Annotated in this window: 23 protein-coding genes; 8 read left to right on the top strand and 15 right to left on the bottom strand. The window is 48.7% G+C overall.

What is annotated here, in order from left to right; genetic code table 11:
- Positions 1-39 precede the first annotated feature (39 nt).
- The 5 genes from ACTHSX_RS01830 to rimP form a co-directional block, all read right to left on the bottom strand.
- Positions 40-597, bottom strand: a complete 558-nt coding sequence (locus ACTHSX_RS01830) for a nitroreductase family protein (RefSeq protein WP_440376475.1) — start codon at positions 595-597, stop codon at positions 40-42.
- A 110-nt stretch (positions 598-707) separates the two neighbouring features.
- Positions 708-3,446 carry a calcium-binding protein gene (locus ACTHSX_RS01825; RefSeq protein WP_440376476.1) on the bottom strand — a complete coding sequence of 913 codons (2,739 nt, stop codon included), beginning with the start codon at positions 3,444-3,446 and terminating at the stop codon, positions 708-710.
- Between the two features lie 349 nt (positions 3,447-3,795).
- Positions 3,796-6,690, bottom strand: coding sequence for a translation initiation factor IF-2 (infB, locus tag ACTHSX_RS01820; RefSeq protein WP_440376477.1), 2,895 nt, complete (start codon positions 6,688-6,690; stop codon positions 3,796-3,798).
- 11 nt (positions 6,691-6,701) lie between these two features.
- Entirely contained in the window at positions 6,702-8,207 is a 1,506-nt protein-coding gene (gene nusA / locus ACTHSX_RS01815; protein WP_049330906.1) for a transcription termination factor NusA, read from the bottom strand.
- 27 nt (positions 8,208-8,234) lie between these two features.
- Complete coding sequence (gene rimP, locus ACTHSX_RS01810; protein WP_003685973.1) at positions 8,235-8,666, bottom strand: ribosome maturation factor RimP; 432 nt, start codon at positions 8,664-8,666, stop codon at positions 8,235-8,237.
- A 343-nt stretch (positions 8,667-9,009) separates the two neighbouring features.
- On the opposite strand from rimP, the gene serC reads away from it, so the two are divergent.
- Positions 9,010-10,116: a phosphoserine transaminase gene (gene serC / locus ACTHSX_RS01805; RefSeq protein ID WP_440376478.1), complete on the top strand. Its 1,107-nt coding sequence runs from the start codon at positions 9,010-9,012 to the stop codon at positions 10,114-10,116.
- Positions 10,117-10,177: 61 nt separating this feature from the next.
- On the opposite strand, the gene ACTHSX_RS01800 is transcribed toward serC, so the two are convergent.
- From ACTHSX_RS01800 to rnhA, 4 genes are all read right to left on the bottom strand, one after another.
- A complete protein-coding gene (locus ACTHSX_RS01800) occupies positions 10,178-11,371 on the bottom strand; it encodes an LD-carboxypeptidase (protein ID WP_440376479.1) in 1,194 nt (397 codons plus the stop codon).
- A gap of 74 nt (positions 11,372-11,445) precedes the next feature.
- The gene (locus tag ACTHSX_RS01795) at positions 11,446-11,844 is read right to left on the bottom strand and encodes an HIT family protein (protein WP_107810229.1); all 399 of its coding nucleotides are present in this window, start codon (positions 11,842-11,844) and stop codon (positions 11,446-11,448) included.
- Positions 11,841-12,155 (bottom strand): hypothetical protein, encoded by a 315-nt coding sequence (locus tag ACTHSX_RS01790; protein ID WP_440376480.1) that lies wholly within the window; start codon positions 12,153-12,155, stop codon positions 11,841-11,843. The genes ACTHSX_RS01795 and ACTHSX_RS01790 overlap by 4 nt, the downstream gene beginning before the upstream one ends.
- Before the next feature lie 10 nt (positions 12,156-12,165).
- Complete coding sequence (rnhA, locus tag ACTHSX_RS01785) at positions 12,166-12,603, bottom strand: ribonuclease HI (protein ID WP_440376481.1); 438 nt, start codon at positions 12,601-12,603, stop codon at positions 12,166-12,168.
- Between the two features lie 324 nt (positions 12,604-12,927).
- Here rnhA and ACTHSX_RS01780 point away from each other — a divergent pair, with 324 nt between their 5' ends.
- From ACTHSX_RS01780 to tehB, 4 genes are all read left to right on the top strand, one after another.
- The gene (locus ACTHSX_RS01780) at positions 12,928-13,323 is read left to right on the top strand and encodes a DUF5376 family protein (RefSeq protein WP_188209224.1); all 396 of its coding nucleotides are present in this window, start codon (positions 12,928-12,930) and stop codon (positions 13,321-13,323) included.
- Positions 13,320-13,670: an EndoU domain-containing protein gene (locus tag ACTHSX_RS01775; RefSeq protein WP_250579145.1), complete on the top strand. Its 351-nt coding sequence runs from the start codon at positions 13,320-13,322 to the stop codon at positions 13,668-13,670. The genes ACTHSX_RS01780 and ACTHSX_RS01775 overlap by 4 nt, the downstream gene beginning before the upstream one ends.
- A 2-nt stretch (positions 13,671-13,672) precedes the next feature.
- Complete coding sequence (locus ACTHSX_RS01770) at positions 13,673-14,047, top strand: DUF5376 family protein (protein ID WP_250579146.1); 375 nt, start codon at positions 13,673-13,675, stop codon at positions 14,045-14,047.
- Between the two features lie 123 nt (positions 14,048-14,170).
- Positions 14,171-15,040: an SAM-dependent methyltransferase TehB gene (gene tehB / locus ACTHSX_RS01765; protein ID WP_440376482.1), complete on the top strand. Its 870-nt coding sequence runs from the start codon at positions 14,171-14,173 to the stop codon at positions 15,038-15,040.
- A 56-nt stretch (positions 15,041-15,096) separates the two neighbouring features.
- Here tehB and ACTHSX_RS01760 read toward each other — a convergent pair whose 3' ends face one another.
- A complete protein-coding gene (locus ACTHSX_RS01760; RefSeq protein ID WP_070461353.1) occupies positions 15,097-15,597 on the bottom strand; it encodes a GNAT family N-acetyltransferase in 501 nt (166 codons plus the stop codon).
- 13 nt (positions 15,598-15,610) lie between these two features.
- Positions 15,611-16,147: an isochorismatase family protein gene (locus ACTHSX_RS01755; RefSeq protein ID WP_440376483.1), complete on the bottom strand. Its 537-nt coding sequence runs from the start codon at positions 16,145-16,147 to the stop codon at positions 15,611-15,613.
- Between the two features lie 153 nt (positions 16,148-16,300).
- On the opposite strand from ACTHSX_RS01755, the gene argS reads away from it, so the two are divergent.
- On the top strand, positions 16,301-18,019 hold the full coding sequence (gene argS / locus ACTHSX_RS01750; protein ID WP_440376484.1) for an arginine--tRNA ligase: 1,719 nt from the start codon (positions 16,301-16,303) through the stop codon (positions 18,017-18,019).
- Positions 18,020-18,174: 155 nt separating this feature from the next.
- Here argS and ACTHSX_RS01745 read toward each other — a convergent pair whose 3' ends face one another.
- Both ACTHSX_RS01745 and ACTHSX_RS01740 read right to left on the bottom strand, forming a co-directional pair.
- A complete protein-coding gene (locus ACTHSX_RS01745) occupies positions 18,175-18,531 on the bottom strand; it encodes an STAS/SEC14 domain-containing protein (protein ID WP_003745709.1) in 357 nt (118 codons plus the stop codon).
- 18 nt (positions 18,532-18,549) lie between these two features.
- Positions 18,550-19,440, bottom strand: a complete 891-nt coding sequence (locus ACTHSX_RS01740) for a DMT family transporter (protein WP_440376485.1) — start codon at positions 19,438-19,440, stop codon at positions 18,550-18,552.
- A gap of 174 nt (positions 19,441-19,614) precedes the next feature.
- On the opposite strand from ACTHSX_RS01740, the gene ACTHSX_RS01735 reads away from it, so the two are divergent.
- On the top strand, positions 19,615-19,962 hold the full coding sequence (locus tag ACTHSX_RS01735; RefSeq protein WP_440376486.1) for a hypothetical protein: 348 nt from the start codon (positions 19,615-19,617) through the stop codon (positions 19,960-19,962).
- A 73-nt stretch (positions 19,963-20,035) separates the two neighbouring features.
- Here the strand turns inward: ACTHSX_RS01735 and ACTHSX_RS01730 are convergent, their stop codons facing one another.
- Positions 20,036-20,788: a CPBP family glutamic-type intramembrane protease gene (locus tag ACTHSX_RS01730; RefSeq protein WP_440376487.1), complete on the bottom strand. Its 753-nt coding sequence runs from the start codon at positions 20,786-20,788 to the stop codon at positions 20,036-20,038.
- Between the two features lie 206 nt (positions 20,789-20,994).
- On the opposite strand from ACTHSX_RS01730, the gene ACTHSX_RS01725 reads away from it, so the two are divergent.
- Positions 20,995-21,393 carry a DUF350 domain-containing protein gene (locus ACTHSX_RS01725; RefSeq protein ID WP_440376488.1) on the top strand — a complete coding sequence of 133 codons (399 nt, stop codon included), beginning with the start codon at positions 20,995-20,997 and terminating at the stop codon, positions 21,391-21,393.
- 200 nt (positions 21,394-21,593) lie between these two features.
- Here the strand turns inward: ACTHSX_RS01725 and ACTHSX_RS01720 are convergent, their stop codons facing one another.
- Complete coding sequence (locus ACTHSX_RS01720) at positions 21,594-22,424, bottom strand: outer membrane beta-barrel protein (protein WP_063075970.1); 831 nt, start codon at positions 22,422-22,424, stop codon at positions 21,594-21,596.
- Between the last annotated feature and the right edge of the window lie 404 nt (positions 22,425-22,828).

Genomic DNA, 22,828 nt, shown 5'->3' with positions numbered 1-22,828 from the left:
TTAAATCAGGTTTTCAGACGGCCTGAGTGTTTTCAGGCTTTACCAATAAGTTGTAAAACATTCCAAGTTGGTATTTTTTGGGCCGCCGCCTTCTTCGGTTGGTGAACCAATCATCATCAGGCCGATGATTTTGTCTTTGTCGGCACACTCAAATGCTTCGCGCAACAATGGGCTGTTGACCCACATGCCCGTAATCCAAACATTGTCGAAGTCTTGGGCTGAAGCAGCCAGTTGTAAAGCATAGGCGGCGCAGCCGGCAGTCAGCATTTGCTCCCATTCAGGTTTGGGTTTTGCCACTTCACGGTTCGGCGTAAATGTAACGCCGATAATCATGGGCGCCATGTTGCCGACGCGTTCAGCTTTTTTCATAGCATCATCGCCGAAGTTGAGTTCGGTAACGGTATTGCTCAACAGCTCGCGGAAACGTTGTAAGCCGGCTTCGCTTTGAATCACAGTAAAGCGGTAAGGGCGCATATTGCCGTGATCAGGAACTTGTGTTGCCGCTTGCAGCATTTGTTCCAGTTGCTCGGCATTGGGTGCCGGAGCAGTCAGTTTTTTGGAAGAGCGACGCGTGGTGAGGAGATTTAAGGCATCCATTTTTATTCTTTCTTGTGAATTCGAATGAGAATAATTATATAGCAGAACGATAAATAAATCAGCAAAGGACTAAGGCCGTCTGAATTAAGGTTTCAGACGGCCTTTGAGTTTTACAGGATACCGTTGTTTTGTGTATTTTCAGTAATCAGTGCTTTGCTGATTTCGTCGGCGGTATAACTCTTACCGTTTCCGAATACAAAGCTGTCGACATTATTGTTGGCAATGTCATGGATGGTAAGGGTGTCGCCTGTATCTTTGATGGTTAGGACCCAATCATCGCCGGTTTTCAACTGTAAATCTTTCAGCGTAAGCCCTTCTTTGAAAAGGACTTGGGTATCGCTGCCACCATACGGATTAAAGGTGTCGTTGCCGCTGTTTCTGCCAAACATGATAACGGTGTTGTCGGCACCCGGGTCGGTAATGGTATCGTTGCCGCCGGCTGTATCGACAATGTTGATGCCTCGGCCCAAAGTAATGGTTTCATCGCTGCGATTGCCCCTGTATTCGACAACAGAAGTGTAACGCGACAAATCTAAATCGCTGTTGTCGCTATCGGCGTGGATGGTGTGGTTGAAGTTGTTGTACACATCTCGGTTGAGTTCTTCAATGGGTTGGCTGGTGTATTGGACGATGTTTGTGTTGCCGATCATGTGCGGGATAGACAGTTTGAAGTGGTTGATCAGCTCGCCTGTGCTGTATGAGGTATTACCGTCAAACTGAAATTCGGAAATCGCACCATAAATGCCACTTTGGTTTTTGATGGTTAAAACATCGTCTGTGCCTTTAATGCGGATATGCCAAGTATCGCCATCCAACAGGGGATTGGATACAAATTGGTTGCTGTCGGGCATGTCGGCAATCCCGGTTCTGTCGTAACCTTTTTCAACGGTAATTTCGAGGTCGTCAAGGGTAATGCCGCCGGCAAATTTAACGACGTTGGCGTTGAGTCTGTGTAGGCTTGCTTCGCTGTCAAAACCGAAGTTGTAGTCGAAAATGGTGTCGTGACCGTAACCTTTCCCGAAAACATAGGTATCGTTGTGTTCGCCGCCTTCCAGATAATCATTGCCTGCGCCGCCGTCGAGTAAGTCGGCGCCTACATGGGCATAGAGTTTGTCGTTGCCGTTGCCGCCATAAAGTTTATCGTCGGAAGCGGGTTCGTTGCCGTAATAGGTTTCGCTGTGTTCGCGCAAGATGTCATCGCCGTCGTGGCCATAAATGGTGTCATGGCCGTCGTTGCCGCCGTCAATTTCATTGTTGCCTGCATTGCCATGCAAGATGTCATCGCCGTTTGTGCCGACAAATTTAATGGTTTCAGCCTTCAGCGCTTGGAAGGCTTGTTGGAACTGCGCGGCAGTGTAGGTCTGGTCGTTGAACTGGAAGCGGTCGATGGAAATACTGCCATCCGCGCTGATTTGGTTTTGAATCAGGGCTGAACCTTGCTCCGAAGTAATTTCCCAGCTTTGGCTGCCGTCATCGTTATGAATGGTCTTCAGGTTGAGCTTGGCATTGCTCAGGCCGTCTGAAAACTTGAGGATATTGATGCCTTGGTTGTCGATAATGGTATCGTTGTCGCCGTAGATATAGGTATCGTTTCCGACACCGCCTTTTAGAATGTCTTTACCCTTGTCGCCCACCAAAATGTCGTCGCCTGCATCACCGTTGATGACATCGTTACCGTCGCCGCCATCCAGATAATCGTTGCCGTCGCCGCCATTGATGTTGTCGTTGCCACCCATGCCGTAAACGGTATCATCACCGCGTCCGCTGTTGAGGCGGTTGCGGCCTTCGTTACCGGTCAGGATGTTATTGCTGTTGTTACCGGCGGCAAAAATATTGGCCGAGCCGGTCAAGGTAACATTTTCGACGTGGGTAGCGGCAGTATGAGAAATGCTGCTGAATACGGTGTCTTCGCCGCCGCCAGCCTGTTCAATCACCACGTCTTTTATATCATCAACGTAGTAAGTGTCATTGCCGTCTCCGCCTTCCATAATGTCGGCACCGGCTTTGCCGTCGATAATATCATCTCCGGATGTGCCGATCAGATGGTCATTGCCGTCGTTGCCATCGATGGTCTTGCCACTTTCGGTATGCTCAGTCAGGGAAATATTGAAATATTTGGCAAAGCTGTTTACATCCAGTTTTTGTGTGCCGATGATGAATTGGGAGACTGCCGGTGTTGTACCGTTTTGAGTGTATTGGTTTTTGATGGTTAAAACGGCGTTGCTGTTTTTCACGGCAATCAACCAGTCTTTACCACCGGTTTCGTTGTTTTGGACTTCAATGGTTAAATCGTTAAGGCTCAGGTCGGTATGAAAGCGGATACTGTTGTGGCCTTGATTGTCGATGATGGTGTCTTGCTCGCTTTTGTCAGAGAAGAGGTAGGTGTCGTCGCCTTCGCCACCTTCAAGCACATCGTTGCCTGCTTCGCCGTTGAGGATGTCATTGCCCGTTTCGCCGAAAAGAAGGTCATTGCCTTCGCCGCCATTGATGACATCGTTGTCGCCACCGCCATAAACGATGTCGTCACCGCGACCGCTGTTGAGGCGGTTGCGGCCGTCATTGCCGATGAGGATGTTGTTGCTGTTGTTGCCTGCGCCAAAAATGTTGGCGGTACCGGTCAAAACAAGGTTTTCAACGTGGTTTGGAAGGGTATAGCTGACGTTGCTGTAAACCGTATCATCTCCGCCATTTGGGTTTTCAATGATTTTATCGTCGCTGCGGGTTACATGATAAACGTCATCTCCCGATGTGCCTGTTGTTGCTTGTGCAAGGGGGGATGGCTGCAATTGCTCTAAATGTCGTAATTCAAATTGCGCATTGGGGGCGCGCATTGCTTTTTCGATTGTCATGATATTTTCTTTAGATATTGATGAGAGTAACAAGGAAGTAAACGTATCCGGCATATGGCCGGTATTGCTTAATTTGTATTGTGTTTAGGCTGTATATACTAGTGCCGAAATTTGATAAAAACAACAAAAACGTTAAGATATGACAATATATAGAGAGCCTTATCAGGCTTAGTTTGCCGTCTATTCTTTTGCTAAATGGCTTTGCCTTATGCGGCTGTTTTGTTTCCTATATACCACACATCAATTTCCATAGTTTCAAACTATGAATGGTTGTAAAAAGGCCGTCTGAAAAAAGAAGCAGGTTTCGCATTGCAAAACCTGCTTCTGATTTTTCAGACGGCCTGTCTGATTACAGAGTACGGGCAACTTCGACGATGTCGAAACATTCGAGTTGGTCGCCTTCCATAATCTCGTTGTAGCCTTTGAGCATCAGACCACATTCAAAGCCCATGCGGACTTCTTTGACGTCGTCTTTGTAGCGTTTCAAAGAAGACAGCTCGCCGGTATGGATAACCACGTTGTTGCGGATGAGGCGGACATGGGAATCGCGTTTGACCACACCGTCGGTAACCATACAGCCTGCAATGTTGCCGACTTTGGAAACGGAGATAACCTGACGGATTTCGACCGTACCGGTTACTTGCTCTTTCTCTTCCGGAGAGAGCATACCGCTCATGGCGGCTTTCACGTCGTCGATGGCATCGTAAATGATGTTGTAGTAACGGATTTCCACGTTTTCATTCTCAGCCAGTTTGCGTGCGGAAGCATCTGCACGGACGTTAAAGCCGATGATGAATGCGCCGGAAGCGATGGCCAAGTTAACATCAGATTCGGTAATGCCGCCAACGCCGCTGTGCAACACGTTCACTTTCACTTCGTCGGTGGACAGTTTTTTCAGGCTGCCCGCCAAAGCTTCGTAAGAACCTTGTACGTCTGCTTTGATGATGACGGACAAGGATTGGGCTTGGTTTTCGCCCATGTTGTTGAACATGTTTTCCAGTTTCGCGGCCTGTTGTTTGGCCAAGCGTACATCGCGGTATTTACCTTGACGGAAGAGGGCGATTTCACGCGCTTTTTTCTCGTCGGCCAATACCATTGCATCTTCGCCTGCGTTCGGAACGTCGGACAAGCCGAGGATTTCGACAGGGATAGACGGACCGGCTTCATTGATGGCTTTGCCGTTTTCGTCAACCATCGCACGGATTTTACCGAATGCAGTACCGGCCAGCAGCATATCGCCTTTTTTCAGCGTGCCGCTTTGAACCAAGAGGGTGGCAACCGCGCCGCGGCCTTTGTCCAAACGTGCCTCAACGATGATACCTTTGGCAGGTGCATCGACTGGGGCAGTCAGTTCCAAAACTTCAGCTTCAAGCAAGACGGCTTCGAGCAATGCATCGATGTTCAGGCCTTTTTTAGCGGAAACGTCGATGAACTGTACATCGCCGCCCCATTCGTCAGGTACGACTTCATGCGCAGTCAGCTCTTGGCGGATACGCTCTGGGTTGGCGGCTTCTTTATCGATTTTGTTGACGGCAACCACCATCGGTACGCCCGCCGCTTTGGCATGGGCAATGGCTTCGATGGTTTGCGGCATCACGCCGTCGTCGGCGGCAACCACAAGAATCACGATATCGGTTGCTTTCGCACCGCGCGCACGCATGGCGGTAAACGCTTCGTGACCCGGAGTATCCAAGAAGGTAATCACGCCACGTGGGGTTTCAACGTGGTATGCACCGATGTGTTGGGTAATGCCGCCCGCTTCGCCTTGTACCACTTTGGCGCGGCGGATGTAGTCCAGCAGGGAAGTTTTACCGTGGTCAACGTGACCCATCACGGTCACAACCGGAGGACGCGGCAATGCTTCGGCTTCTACTGCTTCAACGCCTTCATCCAAGAATGCTTCAGGGTCGTCGGCTGCGGCAGGTTTACCGATGTGGCCGAGTTCTTCCACCACAATCAGGGCAGTGTCTTGGTCGATAGATTGGTTGATGGTTACCATCATGCCCATTTTCATCAGGGCTTTAACCACTTCGACACCTTTAACGGCCATTTTGTGTGCCAAGTCGGCAACGGTAATGGTTTCAGGTACCAAGACTTCGTGTACGACGGGCTCAGTCGGCGCTTGGAAGGCGTGTTGGTTTGGCTCAAGTTTGAGTTTTTTACCTTTTTTGCCACCGCGCACACGTTCTTCATCGCCATTGCGTGCATTGTTGCGGTCGCGACCACCTTTGCCGCCTTTGCCTTTGGCATTGCGGCCTTGGTTTTCTTCGTCACGGTCACGACGGTCTTCTTTTTTACCGCGCGCGTTGTGTTCGGATTTGCCTTCGCTGGATGCTGCTTTGGCTTTCTCGGCAGGTTTATGGCGTTCGCCTGATTTGGCTTCTTTAGTAGGTTTTGGGTCTTGTTCGGCCTGTTGTTTCATGGCTTCGCGGCGTGCTTGACGCTCTTGTTTTTCTTTCAACAAGGCTTCTTGATGCGCACGCAGGGCGGCGGCACGACGGGCTTCTTCATCGCGTTGAGCCTGTTCTTCAACGCTAACGACAGGTTGCGGTACGGCAGGAGCGGCAGGTTTGGCTGCCTTTTTCGCTTCTTTGCCTTTGCCGCCTTTGTCTTGTTTGGCTTTGGCAGGTTTCTTGGATTCGGCTGGTTTTTCAGCTTCAACGGATTTTTCAGACGGCTTGTTGTCTGCTTTCGCTTCAACTTTTGCTTCGGCCTTGGCTTCTACGGCTTCAACCGGTTTGGCTTCTTCTTTTTTGGTTTCGGCAGGTTTGCCTTCCGCTTTTGGTGCGGCTTTGGCTGCTTTCAGTCTGGCTGCTTCGGCCTCTGCTTTGGCACGGGCTTCGGCCTTTGCGGCAGCTTCTGCTTCGGCTTTGGCTTTTTCTTCGGCAGCTTGGGCGGCTGCTTTTTCTGCTTCGGCTTTTTGGTTTTCCGCTGCTACTTTGGCTTTGGCTTCCGCTGCCAATTCTTCGGAAGAAGGAATGGTAACGGCACGGCTGCGGCGGCGTGTTTCCACTTTTACGCCGTCAACGGTGCTGACTTCGGTTTTTTTGCGGCGGATGCTGATGGTGCCGCTGTTGCTGCCGTTTTTCTTTTGCAGGTAAGCAGTCAACAGTTGTTTGTCGTCAGTGGTTATGCTGTCATTGCCACTGTTTTTGTTGACCCCGGCTTCTTTCAATTGTTTAAGCAAATCATCGACGGGGCGGTTTAGTTCGGCGGCAAATTGCGCTACAGTTGTATTACTCATTCAGTACCCCCTTAGTTATTTTCTTCAGTAAACCAGTGTTCGCGTGCAGCCAAAATCACTTTTTTGGCTTCTTCTTCGTCAACACCGGTAATTTCGACCAATTCGTCAACAGACAATTCGGCCAGATCATCGCGTTGGGTAACGCCGGCTTCGGCCAGTTTGCGCAACATATCGGAATCTACGCCGTCCAAATTGCGCATGTCTTCAGACACTTCACCCAGTTTTTCTTCTGCGGCGATGGTAATGGTCAGGATCGCGTCGCGTGCGCGGTTGCGCAGGGTTTCAACGATTTCTTCGTCAAAGCCGTCAATCGCGAGCAATTCTGCCGCTGGAACGTAAGCAACTTCTTCCAAAGTGGCAAAACCTTCTTCCACCAAGATATCGGCGGTTTCGTCGTCGATGTTCAAGTGGGTTGTGAAGAGGTTGCGGATAACGGCATCTTCGGCGGCATTGCGCTCGTCGGCTTCTTCAACGGTCATGATGTTCAGCTGCCAGCCGGTCAGGATGGAAGCCAGGCGGACGTTTTGACCGCCGCGGCCGATGGCCAGCGCCAGTTGGTTTTCATCAACAATCACGTCAACAGCGTGTTTGTCTTCGTCAATCACAATGCGGCTTACTTCGGCAGGAGACAGCGCATTCATCACGAATTGGGCAGGTTCAGGAGACCACAATACGATGTCGATGCGCTCGCCGGACAATTCGTTGCTCACGGCGTTAACACGGGAACCGCGCACGCCGATACAAGTACCTTGCGGGTCGATGCGTTGGTCGTTGGCTTTAACGGCAACTTTGGCGCGTTGGCCGGGGTCGCGTGCTACTTCGCGGATTTCCAACAGGCCGTCTGCAATTTCAGGCACTTCGTTGGCGTAGAGTTTGGCCAAGAAGTCGCCGCTGGTACGGCTCAAAATGACTTGTTTGCGGCCGGTATTGCCGATTTCGTCCACACGCAGGAAGAGGGCGCGGATGCGGTCGCCGCTGCGGAAGTTTTCGCGCGGAATCATTTCTTCGCGCGGAATCAGTGCGTCCAGTTTGCCTGCGACGACTTCAACGATGATGCCGTGGCGCTCGACGCGTTTTACCGTACCGGAAACGATGTCTTCTTTAGAAGCGAGGAACTCGTTCAGGTTTTGCTCGCGCTCCGCATCGCGGATGCGTTGCAGAATAATTTGTTTGGCAGTTTGCGCGGCTTGGCGGCCGAAGCCTTCGTTTGGCAGCTGCTCTTCGTAGTATTCGCCGATTTGGATGGTGGTGCCGGGAATTTCTTCTTGGATTTCCTCGATGGTTTTTTCTACATCAGGGTAGGTGTAGTCTTCATCGGCAACAATCAGCCAACGGCGGAAGGTTTGGTATTCGCCGGTATCGCGGTCGATTTCGACGCGCACGTCCATGTGCTCGCGGTCGGCTTTTTTCTTGGCTGCAGTAGAGAGGGCGAATTCAAGGGCTTTGAATACGACTTCCGTTTCAACGTTTTTTTCACTTGCCAGCGCTTCGGCCAGCTGTAACATTTCGCGACTCATTTTCTAGAATCTCCAAGTAATCGGTTTTTAAAATTTAAATTCGGGGCGCAAACGGGCTTTGTCGATGTTGCTCAATTCGATTTGGGCAGTTTTGCCGTCGAAAGAGACGGTAACGATGTCGTTTTCGCAAGATTCGATGCGGCCGATGAAGTTTTTCTGACCATCAATCGGCAGGCGTGTTTTGATTTTGGCGTTCTGGCCGGCAAAGCGCACGAAGTCGGCGGCTTTTTTCAGCGGACGGTCAAGGCCCGGGCTGGAGATTTCCAAACGTTTGTAGTCGATGTCTTCAACCATAAACACGCGGCTCAGATGGTTGCTGACAGTGGCGCAGTCTTCGACGGTGATACCGCCTTCTTTATCGATGAAAACGCGCAAATCGCCTTGTGCGGTCAGTTCGAAATCGACCAGCTCGTAACCCAAGCCGGGCAGGGTTTTATCAAGAATGCTTTGAATATCCATGCTTCTCCAGAAGTACATAAACAAAAAAATGGCCGCGCGGCCATTTTTCGTGTGATTTGAAAAATTGGCCTATTATAACTGTTTTCAAGATAAAAGAAAAGTGTTGATTTGGCGTGGATTTTTTGAAGTGATTGCTTAAATGTAAAGGGTAGGGTTGAGGCCGTCTGAAAAGGAAATTGTTGACAAGTTTTGATATGGTACCCCTAAAATTATTTTTGAAAACAAAGAATTGGTATTGCTTTGTTTTCAGACGGCCTTGTATTTCCTGATTTTTCGTGCTTGCACAATGTGCAAGGCGGTTCTACAATTTCTTCATACCCACCGAATAAGAAAGAAGGCCGCCATGTCCGCACACCCGATTTACAATTTTTCCGCAGGTCCTGCCGTATTGCCGGAAGCGGTATTGCGTACCGCGCAACAGGAAATGCTCGACTACAACGGTACGGGTTTCCCCGTGATGGCGATGAGCCACCGTTCGGATATGTTTTTGAGCATTCTGCATCATGCCGAACAAGACTTGCGCCAGCTTTTGAATATTCCTTCCAACTATAAAATCCTGTTTTTACAGGGCGGTGCGACCACGCAATTTAATATGGTGGCCATGAATTTGGCGCACGGTTTTACGACTGCCGATGCGGTGGTAACGGGCAACTGGAGCCGTATTGCCTATGAACAGATGAGCCGTTTGAGTAATGCCGAAATCCGTTTGGCCGCGCATGGTGGCGAGCAATATGCCTATAAAAACCTGCCTGCGGTGGAGGATTGGGATGTCAACCCGAATTCTGCGTTTGTTCATTTTGCGATTAATGAAACCGTAAACGGCTTGCAGTATCAAAACGTCCCCAAACTTTCAGACGACCTGCCGCCGCTGGTGTGCGATATGTCGAGCGAGATTTTGTCGCGTGAGTTTGATGTATCCGATTACGGCTTGATTTATGCCGGCGCGCAAAAAAATATCGGTCCTGCCGGTGCGACCGTGGTCATTATCCGCGAGGATTTGCTGGAGCGTTGTCCGAACGATATTCCCGATGTGTTCAACTACAGTTCGCATATCAACCGCGACGGTATGTACAACACGCCGTCCACTTATGCGATTTATATGTCGGGTTTGGTGTTCCGCTGGCTGCAAACGCAGGGCGGTGTGAAAAAAATTGAAGCGGTCAATCGAATAAAGGCGCAAACCTTGTATGAGACGATAGACGGCAGCGGCGGTTTTTACATCAATGATATCCATCCTGATGCGCGGTCCAAAATGAACGTGGTCTTCAAAACCGTAAGCGAAGACTTGGACCGCCGTTTTGTGTTGGAAGCCGAGTTGCAGGGCTTGTGCCTGCTTAAGGGTTATAAAACCGTCGGCGGTATGCGTGCCAGTATTTACAATGCGATGCCGCTTGAAGGTGTGAACGCGTTGGCCGACTTTATGAAAGATTTTCAACGACGTTACGGTTAAGATGAAGATAAAAAGGCCGTCTGAAACTGGATTTCAGACGGCCTTTTGATTTGAACAAGCCTTATTCGGTGACTTCTTCAGTGATGCTGTCGCGGTAGATGGTGCTGTCGTAAGTCGGAACAGGAGGAGGCAGCAGATTGTCGAGAGTCAGCACGGAAGGGTTCAGCGTAGGATAGCCGCTGAAGGTAACGGAATAACCGCCGTTGCCGGTACTGCGGACTTTGGCATGCGCGCCCAACGGGAAAGTGGTTTTGTTGGTAATGTGGCCGAATGGGAAGCCGGTCAACACAGGAATCTTGGCGGTACGCGAAATGTGGTTGACGACGGCGGAGAAGTCGTAGCTGGAGTCGTACACGTCGCGGATGGTACCCATGCGGAAATCGCCGAAGATGATGGCACGTTGTTTTTGCAAAACACCTGACAGATACAGCGTATTGAGCATGCGCTCGATGCGGTAGGGTTGCTCGCTGACGTCTTCGATAAAGAGGATGCCGCCTTGAATATCGGGCATGTAAGGCGTACCGGCGAGGGAGGCGAGAACGCTGAGGTTGCCGCCCCACAATGTACCTTCGACGTTGACATCGGCGCGTTGGATGGTTGGGACATCAACGATGTTGACGTTGTTGGTCGTGCCGCGGATGAAAGAATCCATGGTAAAGACGCTGGGGTCTGCTTTGCCAAATTCGCTGTACACCATCGGACCGGCAAAGCTCATCATATTGCCTTTGGCCAATAGGGCGAGTTGGACAGCGCACACGTCGCTGAAACCGAAGAACAATGTACCGCGTTCGCGCATTCTGGCGCCGAGTGAGGCAAAGTCGATTTGCGGCAGGATGCGTGCCGCGCCGTAGCCGCCGCGCAGGCCCATCAAGACTTTGGGCGTTTCGACACGGCCGCTGGCAACGTCTTGGAAGTCGGCGGCGCGTTGGGCGTCGCTGCCGGCAAAGCGTTGGTAACGGCGGCTGCCTGCCTGTTGGTTGGTTACGGTAAAGCCTGCGTTGTAGAGGCGGGTCAGGCCGGTGGTCACGCGGTTGGGGTCTTCGGCAAAGCCTGACGGCGCAACAACGCGCAGGAGGTTGTCGCCGGAACGTGGCGGATGGGGTTGCTTAGGTTGCACGGTTTTGGCTTTCGCGGTGGTAGAAGTGGTTTGGGTTTGCGGCGTGGTGGTCGTGCCTGTGCCGCAGGCTTGCAACAACCCTGCGCCTGCCGCGGCAGAGCAGGTACGCAGGAAATGGCGGCGCGTGGTGGAGTTCATTGAGGTTTTCCTTTCGTTATATGTTCAGACGGCCTGAGGCGTGTCGTATCGAATCATAGAGGCCGTCTGAAAGTTTAAGCGATTAAGTTTTTGATTTGTTCCGGCCAATTTTCGGGCAAGGTCATACCGTGTTCGCGGACGGGCGCGGCCCAAATCGGCGCGGGGAAGTTGGCATCGTTTTCAAAGCGGGCGATGACGTGCCAATGCAGGTGGGGCACAACATTGCCAAGGCTGGCCAAATTGATTTTTGCCGGGCGGAAGACTTGGCGCATGGCAGCTTCAACCTGATACACCATTTCCATGATTTCGTTGCGTTCGGCAGGGGAAAGGTCGGTCATCTCGGAAACATGGTCATTCCAAATAACGCGGCAGAATGCCGGTGCGCCGGCTTCGTTGTGGACGGCGATAACGCGCAGGTTTGGCGTTTGCAGCAAAATATCTTCGTTATCGGCAGTGCAGATAGGGCAGGTCATGGGTTTTTCTTTCTCAGTCTGAATAGGAATCGGATGATTTCAATCAGGATTTTTAGAATGAGGTAAATAGCAGTCAGTGTGATGAATGTGAAAAACCACGGTTCAGGTATAAACCACCAAAATAAATAGGCGGGCGTGATTAAGTCGTCACATTCTTCGGCACTCTTAACGTGATCGCACAATCCAAAGTTAAAATAATCATTGACATCATGAAAGGGCGAATAGGCGAACATAAGTGCTATTGGCGTCACACAAATCAATGCAATGATGGCAATCCAAAAGAATGGTTTGAGATATTTGAGTACAGTCATGGGTGAAGTGTTATACAAATTTTGCCGCCCCTTGATTAGCGAGCTCGTCGGCTCTTTCGTTTTCAGGGTGTCCGGCATGGCCTTTGACCCACGTCCAGCGGACATCGTGCTGTTGAACCAAACTATCCAGCTCTTTCCATAAATCATCGTTTTTGACCGGTTTTTTGGCGGCGGTTTTCCAGCCGTTTTTTTTCCAACCGTGTATCCAGCTTTCCATGCCGTTTTTGACGTATTGCGAGTCGGTGCAGATGACGACTTGGCAGCGGCGCTTTAAGGATTTCAGTCCTTCGATAACGGCGGTCAGCTCCATGCGGTTGTTGGTGGTTTCGGCTTCGCCGCCGAACAATTCTTTTTCGTGTGTGCCGTAGCGCATAAACACCCCCCAGCCGCCTGCGCCGGGGTTGCCTTTGCATGCGCCGTCTGTGTAGAGGTAAACGGGTTTATCCATGGGCATGTCTTTGTCGAATAAGGCGGTATCATAACATAAGGCCGTCTGAAATATCGGCAAATACGGTTTGCGCGTGTAAAATACCCTGCACTTTATCAATTGTTAAGTGGTGCGGGATTGGAGTTAGTTAAGTCTATAGGAATGTCGAAATCCAAGACTCTAAATGCGGTTAATTACTCGGAAGATATAGCCAATTTAGGAGCAAGTCGAAATAAAGGATTAAATGAAAGGATTTCTAATTTCCCAAAAGATCATTACATCAACGAATAAGCAACTAAAAATATTTATAAGGTCACAGCGTCAATTGATTTTAAGTAGAGAAATATGAGAATTATATTTGAGTATTATTTTAATGAAGTAAAAAAAGAATTTATTCCAACATGTAACTCAGAGTTTAAGGGGGATTATACGCCATTAATATCCTATTTGAATGATGACTTGGGAGATAAACGTGAATATAAAGAATTTCTCAAGAATGTTCTGAATATTTTAATAAATAATAGAGAAGAGGATATATCTTCTAATTCTTGGGGAGTAGATGTAGTAGGAGATGATATTTATATATTTTTTTTATATGATTCAGATAATAAACAATATCAAATTAAACTACCTAAAATAGAGTTTATTTTTATTATTAGACGATGGATTGATTTTTTAGATAAATCGATTAAGGACCCAAACTACCAAGAAATTATCGACTCAGAGGATGCTTATAAATGACAGTCATGATCGGTGGCCATTCCGCCTTAGGTAAGATACGTGTTGATCAGATATTATACACTTATCCAAATGGCGTATATCTTGCACAGATTTCCGCTTTTGATAGTGAAACTAATCAATATATTGTTAAAACTAACAATAATGGGGAGACCTTGATGTTTCCTCAAACGTGGACGGCAGATCGCATTAAAGTTGAAATTAATTCTGCTTATATGAATCAAGTAGATGATTTAGATCCTATTCGTAAAGCTGAAGGTATGTGGGTTGGCATTTCAAATTCAGGTGTGCGTATAGAAGGTTATACTTATCCTGTCGTCACGGCTTTTCCAAGTGCTGAGCAGGAGTAAAGATGAAACTTATTTTTACGTATATTCAGCATAAAGGGCAAATTATTCCGGTTTGCCATTTAGAGGGAAATCACCAATTAAATCCATTGACCGGTTATTTGAATGATCCAATGGGTGGTCCAAATTATTTCTCTTTTTTGGATCATTCATTGTCAATCTTAACAGATGAGACGATTCAAGAAGCGGATATTTCTTCCAATTCTTGGGGTGTTGAGGTGATGAACAATCAAGTGAATTTTTATTTTCTCTTTGCTCAAGGAGAGGAGTCACTTTATCTCACTTTGACTCGTGGAATTATGGTTGATGTGTTAAGGTTATGGCTGATTTTCCGAAGCCGAGAACCTGAAGAAGGCTTAATACAGCGCTTAGAGTTTTAGATTGGAAGGACGGTCAATTATTAAAGAGTTTTAAAATATCTCAAAAATTGACTGCATTTTATTGCCATTCAGAAAACCTTGGCAGAAGCTGTGTTGAAACCGTCAAAATAGAAAGGAAACATGATGAGCGAACAGCAAGAATTGTTTTGTTACAAACAGATGCCGGTGTGGACGGCGGATGAGATTCCCGAAGCCTTGTTGTCCAAACACAATACCGCCGCCGGTACTTGGGGCTGCCTCAATGTCCTCCAAGGCCGTCTGAACTTCAACGAAGTGGACGAAGCGGGCAATATTACGGCCACGCACGAGCTGACGCCTGAAAGCGGCGATTGGATTATCCATCCGCAAGCATGGCACTTTATCGCGCCGCAAACGCAAGACACGGAAATCCAACTGTCGTTTTACTGCGAGGCGGCGGACTATTTCAATAAGAAATACGGCATGAGCGCGACACATTCGGCCGTCCGCGCCGCCGAAGGCATCGTGCCTGCCGGCAAAGTGTTGGATATGGGCTGCGGTCAAGGGCGCAATGCGCTGTATTTGGGTTTGAAAGGTTTTGACGTTACCGCTGTCGATAATAATCCCCATGCAGTTCAAAACGTGGAAGAGCTGGCGCGTATTGAAGAATTGAATGTCCGCGCGTTTGAATACGACCTCAACGCCGCCAATATTCAGGAAAACTTTGATTATATGGTGGCGACCGTGGTGTTTATGTTCCTGATGCCGCGTTACGTTCCTGACGTGATTGCCAATATGAAGGAACACACCAACCCCGGCGGCTACAATCTGATCGTTTCTGCGATGGATACGGAAGATTTCCCTTGCCCGATGCCGTTCCCGTTCAAGTTTGGCGAGGGCGAGTTGCGCGAATACTATAAGGATTGGGAATTGGTGGAATACAAGGAAGAGCTGGGTTCGATGCACGCGAAAGACGAATTCGGCAATCCGATTCAGTTTAAATTCGTTACCATGTTGGCGAAGAAACCGCAATAAAGGTTTTGCCGTCAAAAGGCCGTCTGAATTCAGTTTTCAGACGGCCTTTGCCGTAATCAATCCACAATCCTTTTACCCAAAATCACCACGTCTGCCAACATGGTTTCCAAATCGCAGACTTGCGGCAGCCGTCCCCATTCTTCAAAACCGAAACGGTGAAACAGGTTCAGGCTCGGATAGTTGTGGCCGAACACAAGCGCGATGACGTTGCGGATGCCTAAGGACGGCGCGCGTTCGAGCATATGGCGCAACAGGATTTTGCCTACGCCTGCGCCGCGCATATCGTGGCGGACATAAACGCTGACTTCCGCGCTGATGTGGTAGGCGTAGCGTGGATGGTAGTCGCTGAAACTGCCCCAGGCCAATACGGTGCCGTCGGTATCGTAAAGGGCGTAGATCGGCCGTTTGTCCGTGTGCGCGGCAAACCACATTTCGCGTTCGGCAACCGTGGTCGGCGACAAATCGGCCGTGGATTGGCGCGTGGCCACGGTGCTGTTGTAAATATCGACGATGGCGGGCAAGTCTTGGCGCAGGGCAGGGCGGATGGTGTATTGCATTTCAGACGGCCTGTTATTGAATCAGTTTGGAGATAGTCTTAAAGGCCGGATGTTTGGCATCACCGAGCAGTTGGAACAAAATACTTTCGACATTGGAAACGGTAATACCTTGACGGCTCATTTGCGCCAAACCATTGTCGCGGTTGGCAGTCGTGCGCGAGGCGGTGCATTCAAAAGGCAGGGATACGGCGTAACCTTGCGCTTTCAAATCCAAGGCCGTCTGAAGCATACAGATATGCGCTTCTGCGCCCACTAAAATAACGTGTTTAATGTCGTTTTTGCGTAAGATTTCCTGAATTTCGGGCAAAAACGCCGAAAATCGGGTTTTTTCGACAACCGGCGTACCTTCAGGCAATAGCAGCGATACGGCGGACACAGTGTTGCCCAAACCTTTCGGATATTGTTCGGTTACGGCAAAGGGTACGTCCAAAGCCGTCAAACCTTGAATCAGCAGGCGACAGCGTTCCACCATTTCATCCGTGCCGGAAAGGGCGGGCAGCAGGCGTTCTTGAATATCGACAATCAGACAAAGCGTATTTTTTGGGCTCATGGCTTTTCCTTTCAGACGGCCTTGACAGCAAAATCGTTGAATCAGAATGCAATCATATAACAAGCCACTGGAAAAGTATTGCAGCTTGCCCTGTTTTAAAGCCCGAAATTCTTTTAAAATACCGCCTGATTTGAATTGATAGAGACCGACAACATGAATTTATACCAAACCGTCGAACGTGAAGCCCAAGCAGCCTTTGCCGCTGCCGGTTTGTCCGACAGCCCCGTCGTATTGCAGGCGGCGAAAAATCCCGATTTCGGCGATTTCCAAATCAACGGCGTGATGGGTGCGGCGAAAAAAGCCAAACAAAATCCGCGCGAGTTGGCGCAAAAGGTCGCCGAAGCATTGGCCGACAACGCCGTGATTGAAAGCGCGGAAGTGGCCGGCCCTGGCTTTATCAACCTGCGCCTGCGTCCTGAATTCCTCGCCCAAAACATTCATGCGGCTTTGAACGACGCGCGTTTCGGTATAGCGAAAACCGACAAACCGCAAACTGTCGTCATCGACTACTCTTCGCCCAATCTGGCCAAAGAAATGCACGTCGGCCATCTGCGTTCCAGCATCATCGGCGACAGCATTTCGCGCGTATTGGAATTTATGGGCAACACCGTTATCCGCCAAAACCACGTCGGCGACTGGGGTACGCAGTTCGGCATGTTGGTCGCTTATTTGGTTGAGCAGCAAAAAGACAATGCCGCGTTCGAGCTGGCGGATTTGGAGCAGTTTTACCGCGCCGCCAAAGTACGCTTTGACGAAGATCCTGCCTTTGCCGACACTGCGCGCGAATACGTTGTGAAGCTGCAAGGCGGCGATGAAACCGTATTGGCATTGTGGAAACAGTTTGTCGATATTTCGCTCTCGCACGCCCAAGCCGTTTATGACACACTGGGCTTGAAACTGCGCCCTGAAGACGTGGCGGGCGAATCAAAATACAACGACGATTTGCAGCCTGTGGTCGATGATTTGGTCGAAAAAGGTCTGGCAGTCGAAGACGACGGCGCAAAAGTCGTGTTCTTGGATGAGTTTAAAAACAAAGAAGGCGAACCTGCCGCATTTATCGTGCAAAAACAAGGCGGCGGCTTCCTTTATGCTTCCACCGACTTGGCGTGTTTGCGCTACCGCATAGGCCGTCTGAAAGCCGACCGCCTGCTGTACGTCGTCGACCACCGCCAAGCCCTGCACTTTGAGCAACTCTTTACCACTTCACGCAAAGCAGGCTATCTGCCGGAAGATGCAAAAGCCGAGTTTATCGGCTTCGGCACCATGATGGGCAAAGACGGCAAGCCGTTCAAAACACGCAGCGGCGACACCGTAAAACTGGTTGACCTGCTGACCGAAGCCGTCGAGCGCGCCACCACTTTGGTGAAAGAAAAAAATCCCGAATTGGGCGCGGATGAAGCCGCTAAAATCGGCAAAACTGTCGGCATCGGCGCGGTCAAATACGCCGATTTGAGCAAAAACCGCACCAGCGATTATGTGTTCGACTGGGACGCCATGCTTTCGTTTGAAGGCAATACTGCTCCTTACCTGCAATACGCCTACACACGCGTGCAAAGCGTGTTCCGCAAGGCAGGCGAATGGGACGCAACTGCGCCAACCGTTTTGACCGAACCTTTGGAAAAACAACTGGCCGCCGAGCTGCTGAAATTTGAAGACGTGCTGCAAAGCGTGGCAGATACCGCGTATCCGCACTACCTCGCCGCCTACCTCTATCAAATCGCCACCTTGTTCAGCCGCTTCTACGAAGCCTGCCCGATACTCAAAGCCGAAGGCGCAACCCGCAACAGCCGACTGCAACTGGCGAAGCTGACCGGCGACACGCTGAAACAAGGCTTGGAGTTGTTGGGTATTGATGTATTGAATGTCATGTAAGTTTTTGAATAAAAACGATGAAAGGCCGTCTGAAACTTTGCGTATTGCAAGGTTTCAGACGGCCTTTTTTATGCTTTGAAAAATATTGTGATGCCGTTGTTTGAGTCTAAGCGTTTTTATATTTGCTCAGGTAATGCGTTCAGACGGCCTTATCTTTATTTCAAATTGCTTGCCAACAACCAAGCCTGTGCTTCGGTGGCGTCGCTGAAATATTTGGGATGTTGGTTGGTCAGGAGGCTGGAAAGGCGCGCGCCGAGTTTGATCCAAATGTCGTCGGTAATGACGGCAACGCGACCGAAGTCGGTTTCGTGTTGGTTGAGGAATTTGATTTGCTCGACCGCCATATCGATGGTGAAGTCTTTCAACATGGACAAGTCCAACAGGATGTCGGGCAGATGGATTTTTTGTTTTGCGGCCAACAAGGCTTCTTCCAATTGGCGGAAATCGTCCAAAGTGAACTCGTTGTACAGCGCTACGTTTAAGCCGTAAGATTGTTCGCGGATGGAAATCATGGTGTTCTCCTTGTTAAATTATTGCTTCATCAGAAATTTTTTGATTGAGGCCGGAGTAAAGCTGCTGAACACGCCGCCTGCAACAATGATAACCATGCCGACAGCTTCCTGCCAAGTGATTTTATCGCCGAAAAGCAGTACGCCGGACAGGGCGGAGAAAACGACGGTCAGGTAGGAAAGCGAGGCAACGGTAAATTTCTTGCCGACCTTGTAGGCGCGGGTCATGGCCAGTTGGGCAATCATGGCGGAGATGCCGATGCCGGCCAGATAGGGCAGGGAAGATACGGTCAGCGGATGCCAGCCGGTAAAGCAGCTCCAAATAGCGGACATAATCAGGCCGGTAAGCGACAGATAAAACACCACGCGCCAGCCCGGTTCGCCCAAAAGCGAGAGTTCGCGCACTTGCAAATACGCCCAGCCTGACATGGCGCCGCCTGCCAAACTGATCAGCGCGGCAAATTCCTGTCCGCCTTGAAAAGATGGATTGAGCAACAGGATAACGCCGATAAAGCCCATAACCAGAATGGCTTGGGTATAAAGCGTAATTCGTTCTTTTAAAATGAAAAATGAAAAGATGGCAAGCCAGATGGAGGAGGTGTAGTTGAGCGTGACGCCTGTTGCCAGCGGCAGATGCATGACGGAATAAAGCGTGCACATCATGGCAAGCGTGCCGATGACGCTGCGGTTGAGATGGGTTTTCCAATGCGGCGTGGAAAATGTGTTGCCTTGCGCTTTGGCCATGATGCCTAAGAACAGGGTGGAGACCAGCATGCGCCAAAAGACCAGCTCGCCGCTGGAAAAGCCGAAATGTGTAAAGGCGGCTTTGACGGAGAGGTTCATGACGGTAAAGCCGAGCGCGGCAATAATCACCCATGCCGAGCCGAGCGGATCTTTTCTGACGGTTTCCATTTGATGGGTATGTAAAGCGATTTTATTAATAAGAAAATATTATACAGGTCAATCAGGCCGTCTGAAAAATATCGTTGGGTTTCAGACGGCCTTTTTATTAGAAAATGAGAATTATTATTGAATAATGAAGCGGGTTTTTATAGAATGGAAGCTCTGTTTGAAGAAAGGCTTGCCATGAAAGTATCTAATATTCCTGCTGTATTGCTGTCTGCTTTGTTTTCCATTGCCGTTTCTGCCGCGCCTTTGGGAGAGGTTTCTTCCGAAAACGGTAAAATTTTCAGCGGCGAAAATTACATGGTTGTTAAGAAAGACATGAAGAAAGGGGAGCAGATTAATCCGCACGATCATCCGGGTTTTAAAACGCTGATTTTTGCCGTTGGAAAAGGAAGCTTTGACGTAACGTTGAATCAGACTGAAAAACATACTGTCGGCGCAGGCTCGGTGTTGCGGTTTGGCGGCGATGCAGTGATTGAGGCTGTTGCAACCGAAGATGCGGATGTGGCAATTACTTTGATTAAGTAAACCGATAGATGATAAAAGGCCGTCTGAAAAATGATGTTTCAGACGGCTTTGTTTATTTAGTCAACTATTGCCATTAAGCGCAAATCAAATAGATGAAGCCGGAGCCGAAGATATCTGCCAAGGCGTGAATCAGGAAAAACGGCAGCAGGTTTTTGACTTTGTATTTGTAGAAGAAGTAGTACATCAAGCCGAAAACAACGCCGATAACGGTTGCCCAAAGCATGCCTTGATAAGTATGGAAGGAGACACGCACCAAGGTCGAATAGGCCAATGCCTGCCATTTGTATTTGTCTTCCACGCAGGTTAAAAGGCCGAGGAAACAGAATTCTTCGTAAAAGCCGTTTAAAAGGCCGTAGAGGATGGCCATCGGCGCAAGGGCGGCGAATTTGTCGAAGATGGATAATGGTTTGATGTATTGAAAGATTTCAGTGGTGAAGTAATTGTAGCCGCCGCTTAATGAAGTCACTGCATCGGCGGTCAGGCCCATCAGGATAAAAATCACAGGCGTCCAAAACAATACGCCTAAATTAAAGCGAATCGGCAGCTGTTTGAAGTCGAAACGGCGGATAATGAGGTAAATCAAAGCAATAGCAAGCAGCGTCAACTGCAGGCTCATGTTTTCAGAATAAGCCACGCCGGTTACCGCAGTATCGCGCACTTCTTCGGTAGCAGAGGCTGTTTCCACTTGCGGCATCAGGCTGGCGATATAAAGTTGGGTAGAACGGTAGGCAAATTGACCGAATAGGATGGCGGTCACAATCAGCATGTCAAACCAGCGCAGATGACGCAAAGGCTCTTTAGGGCGGATAGCGGCGAGTATGCTCATATTCTCCTCGTTACTCTAATAAATAGCGGTGCGCAATAGTCACATAAATATATAAAAATCGTCAACAATTATCACAATAAAACATAAATTAAAAAATCAGACCCTTTCAGACGGCCTGAAATGCTTCTAAAAATGCCATATTTTCAGAAGGGTTTATCTTCAAAAATATGGCATAATCACTTTATTGCAAACTAAGGAATCTTATCGTGAGTATTTCTCTGTCCCAATATCTACTTTACCTGCAATATATGTTGGCAGGCATCGCCATGACTGTAGTTTTCGGTGCCGTATATTTGCGGATTACCCCCGTCGAAGAATTGCGTCTGATTAAAAACGGCAATCTTGCCTGCGCTTTGTCGTTTGGCGGTACATTGGTCGGTTTCTGTCTGACGCTTGCCTCAAGTATTGCCCACAGTGTCAGCTTCATCGATTTTATCCTGTGGGGATTTGCCGCAGCAGTGATTCAGATTTTTGTCTATTTCGCTGCAACAATGATGATTAAAGGCGCTACCGCAGAACTTATTGGCAACAATGTCGCCGTTGGCGCGTTGTTTGGTGCAGTGTCTATCTCGATCGGCATTTTGAACGCTGCTTGCTTGACTTGATTTTGATGGTTGGTTCGATAGTAAAAGATGTGCTTATTCCAACTTCTGCCTGGAGGAATTATCGGTAGATTTTTTGACTGATAATGTCTTATGTCTGATGGTATTGGCGTTATAGTGAAATTTTGAAAGTATCAAAAAATTCAGACGGCCTGTTATATACAAGGCCGTCTGAAATGTTTTAACTGCTTAAGTTCGCTAAATTAGAACGAGTATTGCAATCTTATGCCTGTTTCACGAGTGCGGTTTTTAGGTTCGATCGCGCCCAATTGAATGAAGCCATAGTCTTCTGTAACGGTGAAGTTTGAATCTTTAACTTTCCAGCCACGATAGAACGGGGTCAGGGTGATTTTAGAACCGTTAGCGAATTTTTTAGATACAGGTACTTCCACCTCGATACCTTGTCCACCACCTTGTTTCATTCTGGTTTCTTCTCGATTTGGTTCGTAAGAATACTGGCGGCCTTTCACGGCACGATTGTAAGCAATACGAGGAGCAATCTCAAAGTTTGCAGGAAGGGCAACATTTACACCGGCATTGATTTGCGCATATGTGGTTCGGTTTTTGCGGTCATAATCATCAGGATCGACGCGTCGGCTCAAATCTCTCAGAACACGGTGTCCCAAGCCTGCACCGGCAGTCAGGCTAAAGCGATCGTTAATCGGATGTGTATATTCATATAAGGCACGGATATCGTATGCACGGCGTGGGGCATCTTTGAGTGTGGCAGAACCATAACCTGTGGATTCACCAAATCCATTTTGGAAACTTCCTGTGTAATCTGATTTACCGCGGGAATAACGGCCTTCCAATTTCGCTGCATGGCGATCGTTGAAACGGTATTTAACCCCCGCATTAATAGACCACAGGTTGCCTTTTTGTTGCATTATTCGGCTACCATCTTGTTCATATTCGCGATAGGTTTCGTTGTAATATTCGCTGCCAACGGTAAATTCAACAGGGCGGGCAGCCTGTGCGCCTACTGCAGCAGACAGTGCCAATACAGCAAGACAGAAATGAGCAGAATTTTTCATGTAAATTCCTTTTACTTTGTGAAAATCAGTGTGATAATTTAGTGATATAGCATGGTGGATTTTATAGTATTTAATGAATATTAACAATGCCGTTGGGGTAATATGTTGACTGTTTGGTGTGTTATTTAATGATTTACCGCAAGTATTTGTCTTTTTTATGAGACAGTGCAGATAAAAAGTCTGGAAATAGTGTAAAACTAAGGCAATATAAAGTCTAATTTTGAAGCCTGTTGGTATGTTAATGTTTCTAGGTAGGCTAGTTGGTTTAACAGTAAAAGCACATACGGCTGCTTACTCTATTTTCATACATAAAGACATTTTGAATGTTCATATTATATGACATTCTATTTATATAAAATAAGCGATATAACCGGCCAGGTAAATTGACCTGACTGCCCATAAGT

Origin of the sequence: Neisseria sp. P0014.S002 (assembly GCF_051958295.1) — a bacterium.
GTDB lineage: Bacteria > Pseudomonadota > Gammaproteobacteria > Burkholderiales > Neisseriaceae > Neisseria > Neisseria flavescens_B.
This window is presented reverse-complemented; position numbering and strand designations above follow the sequence as displayed.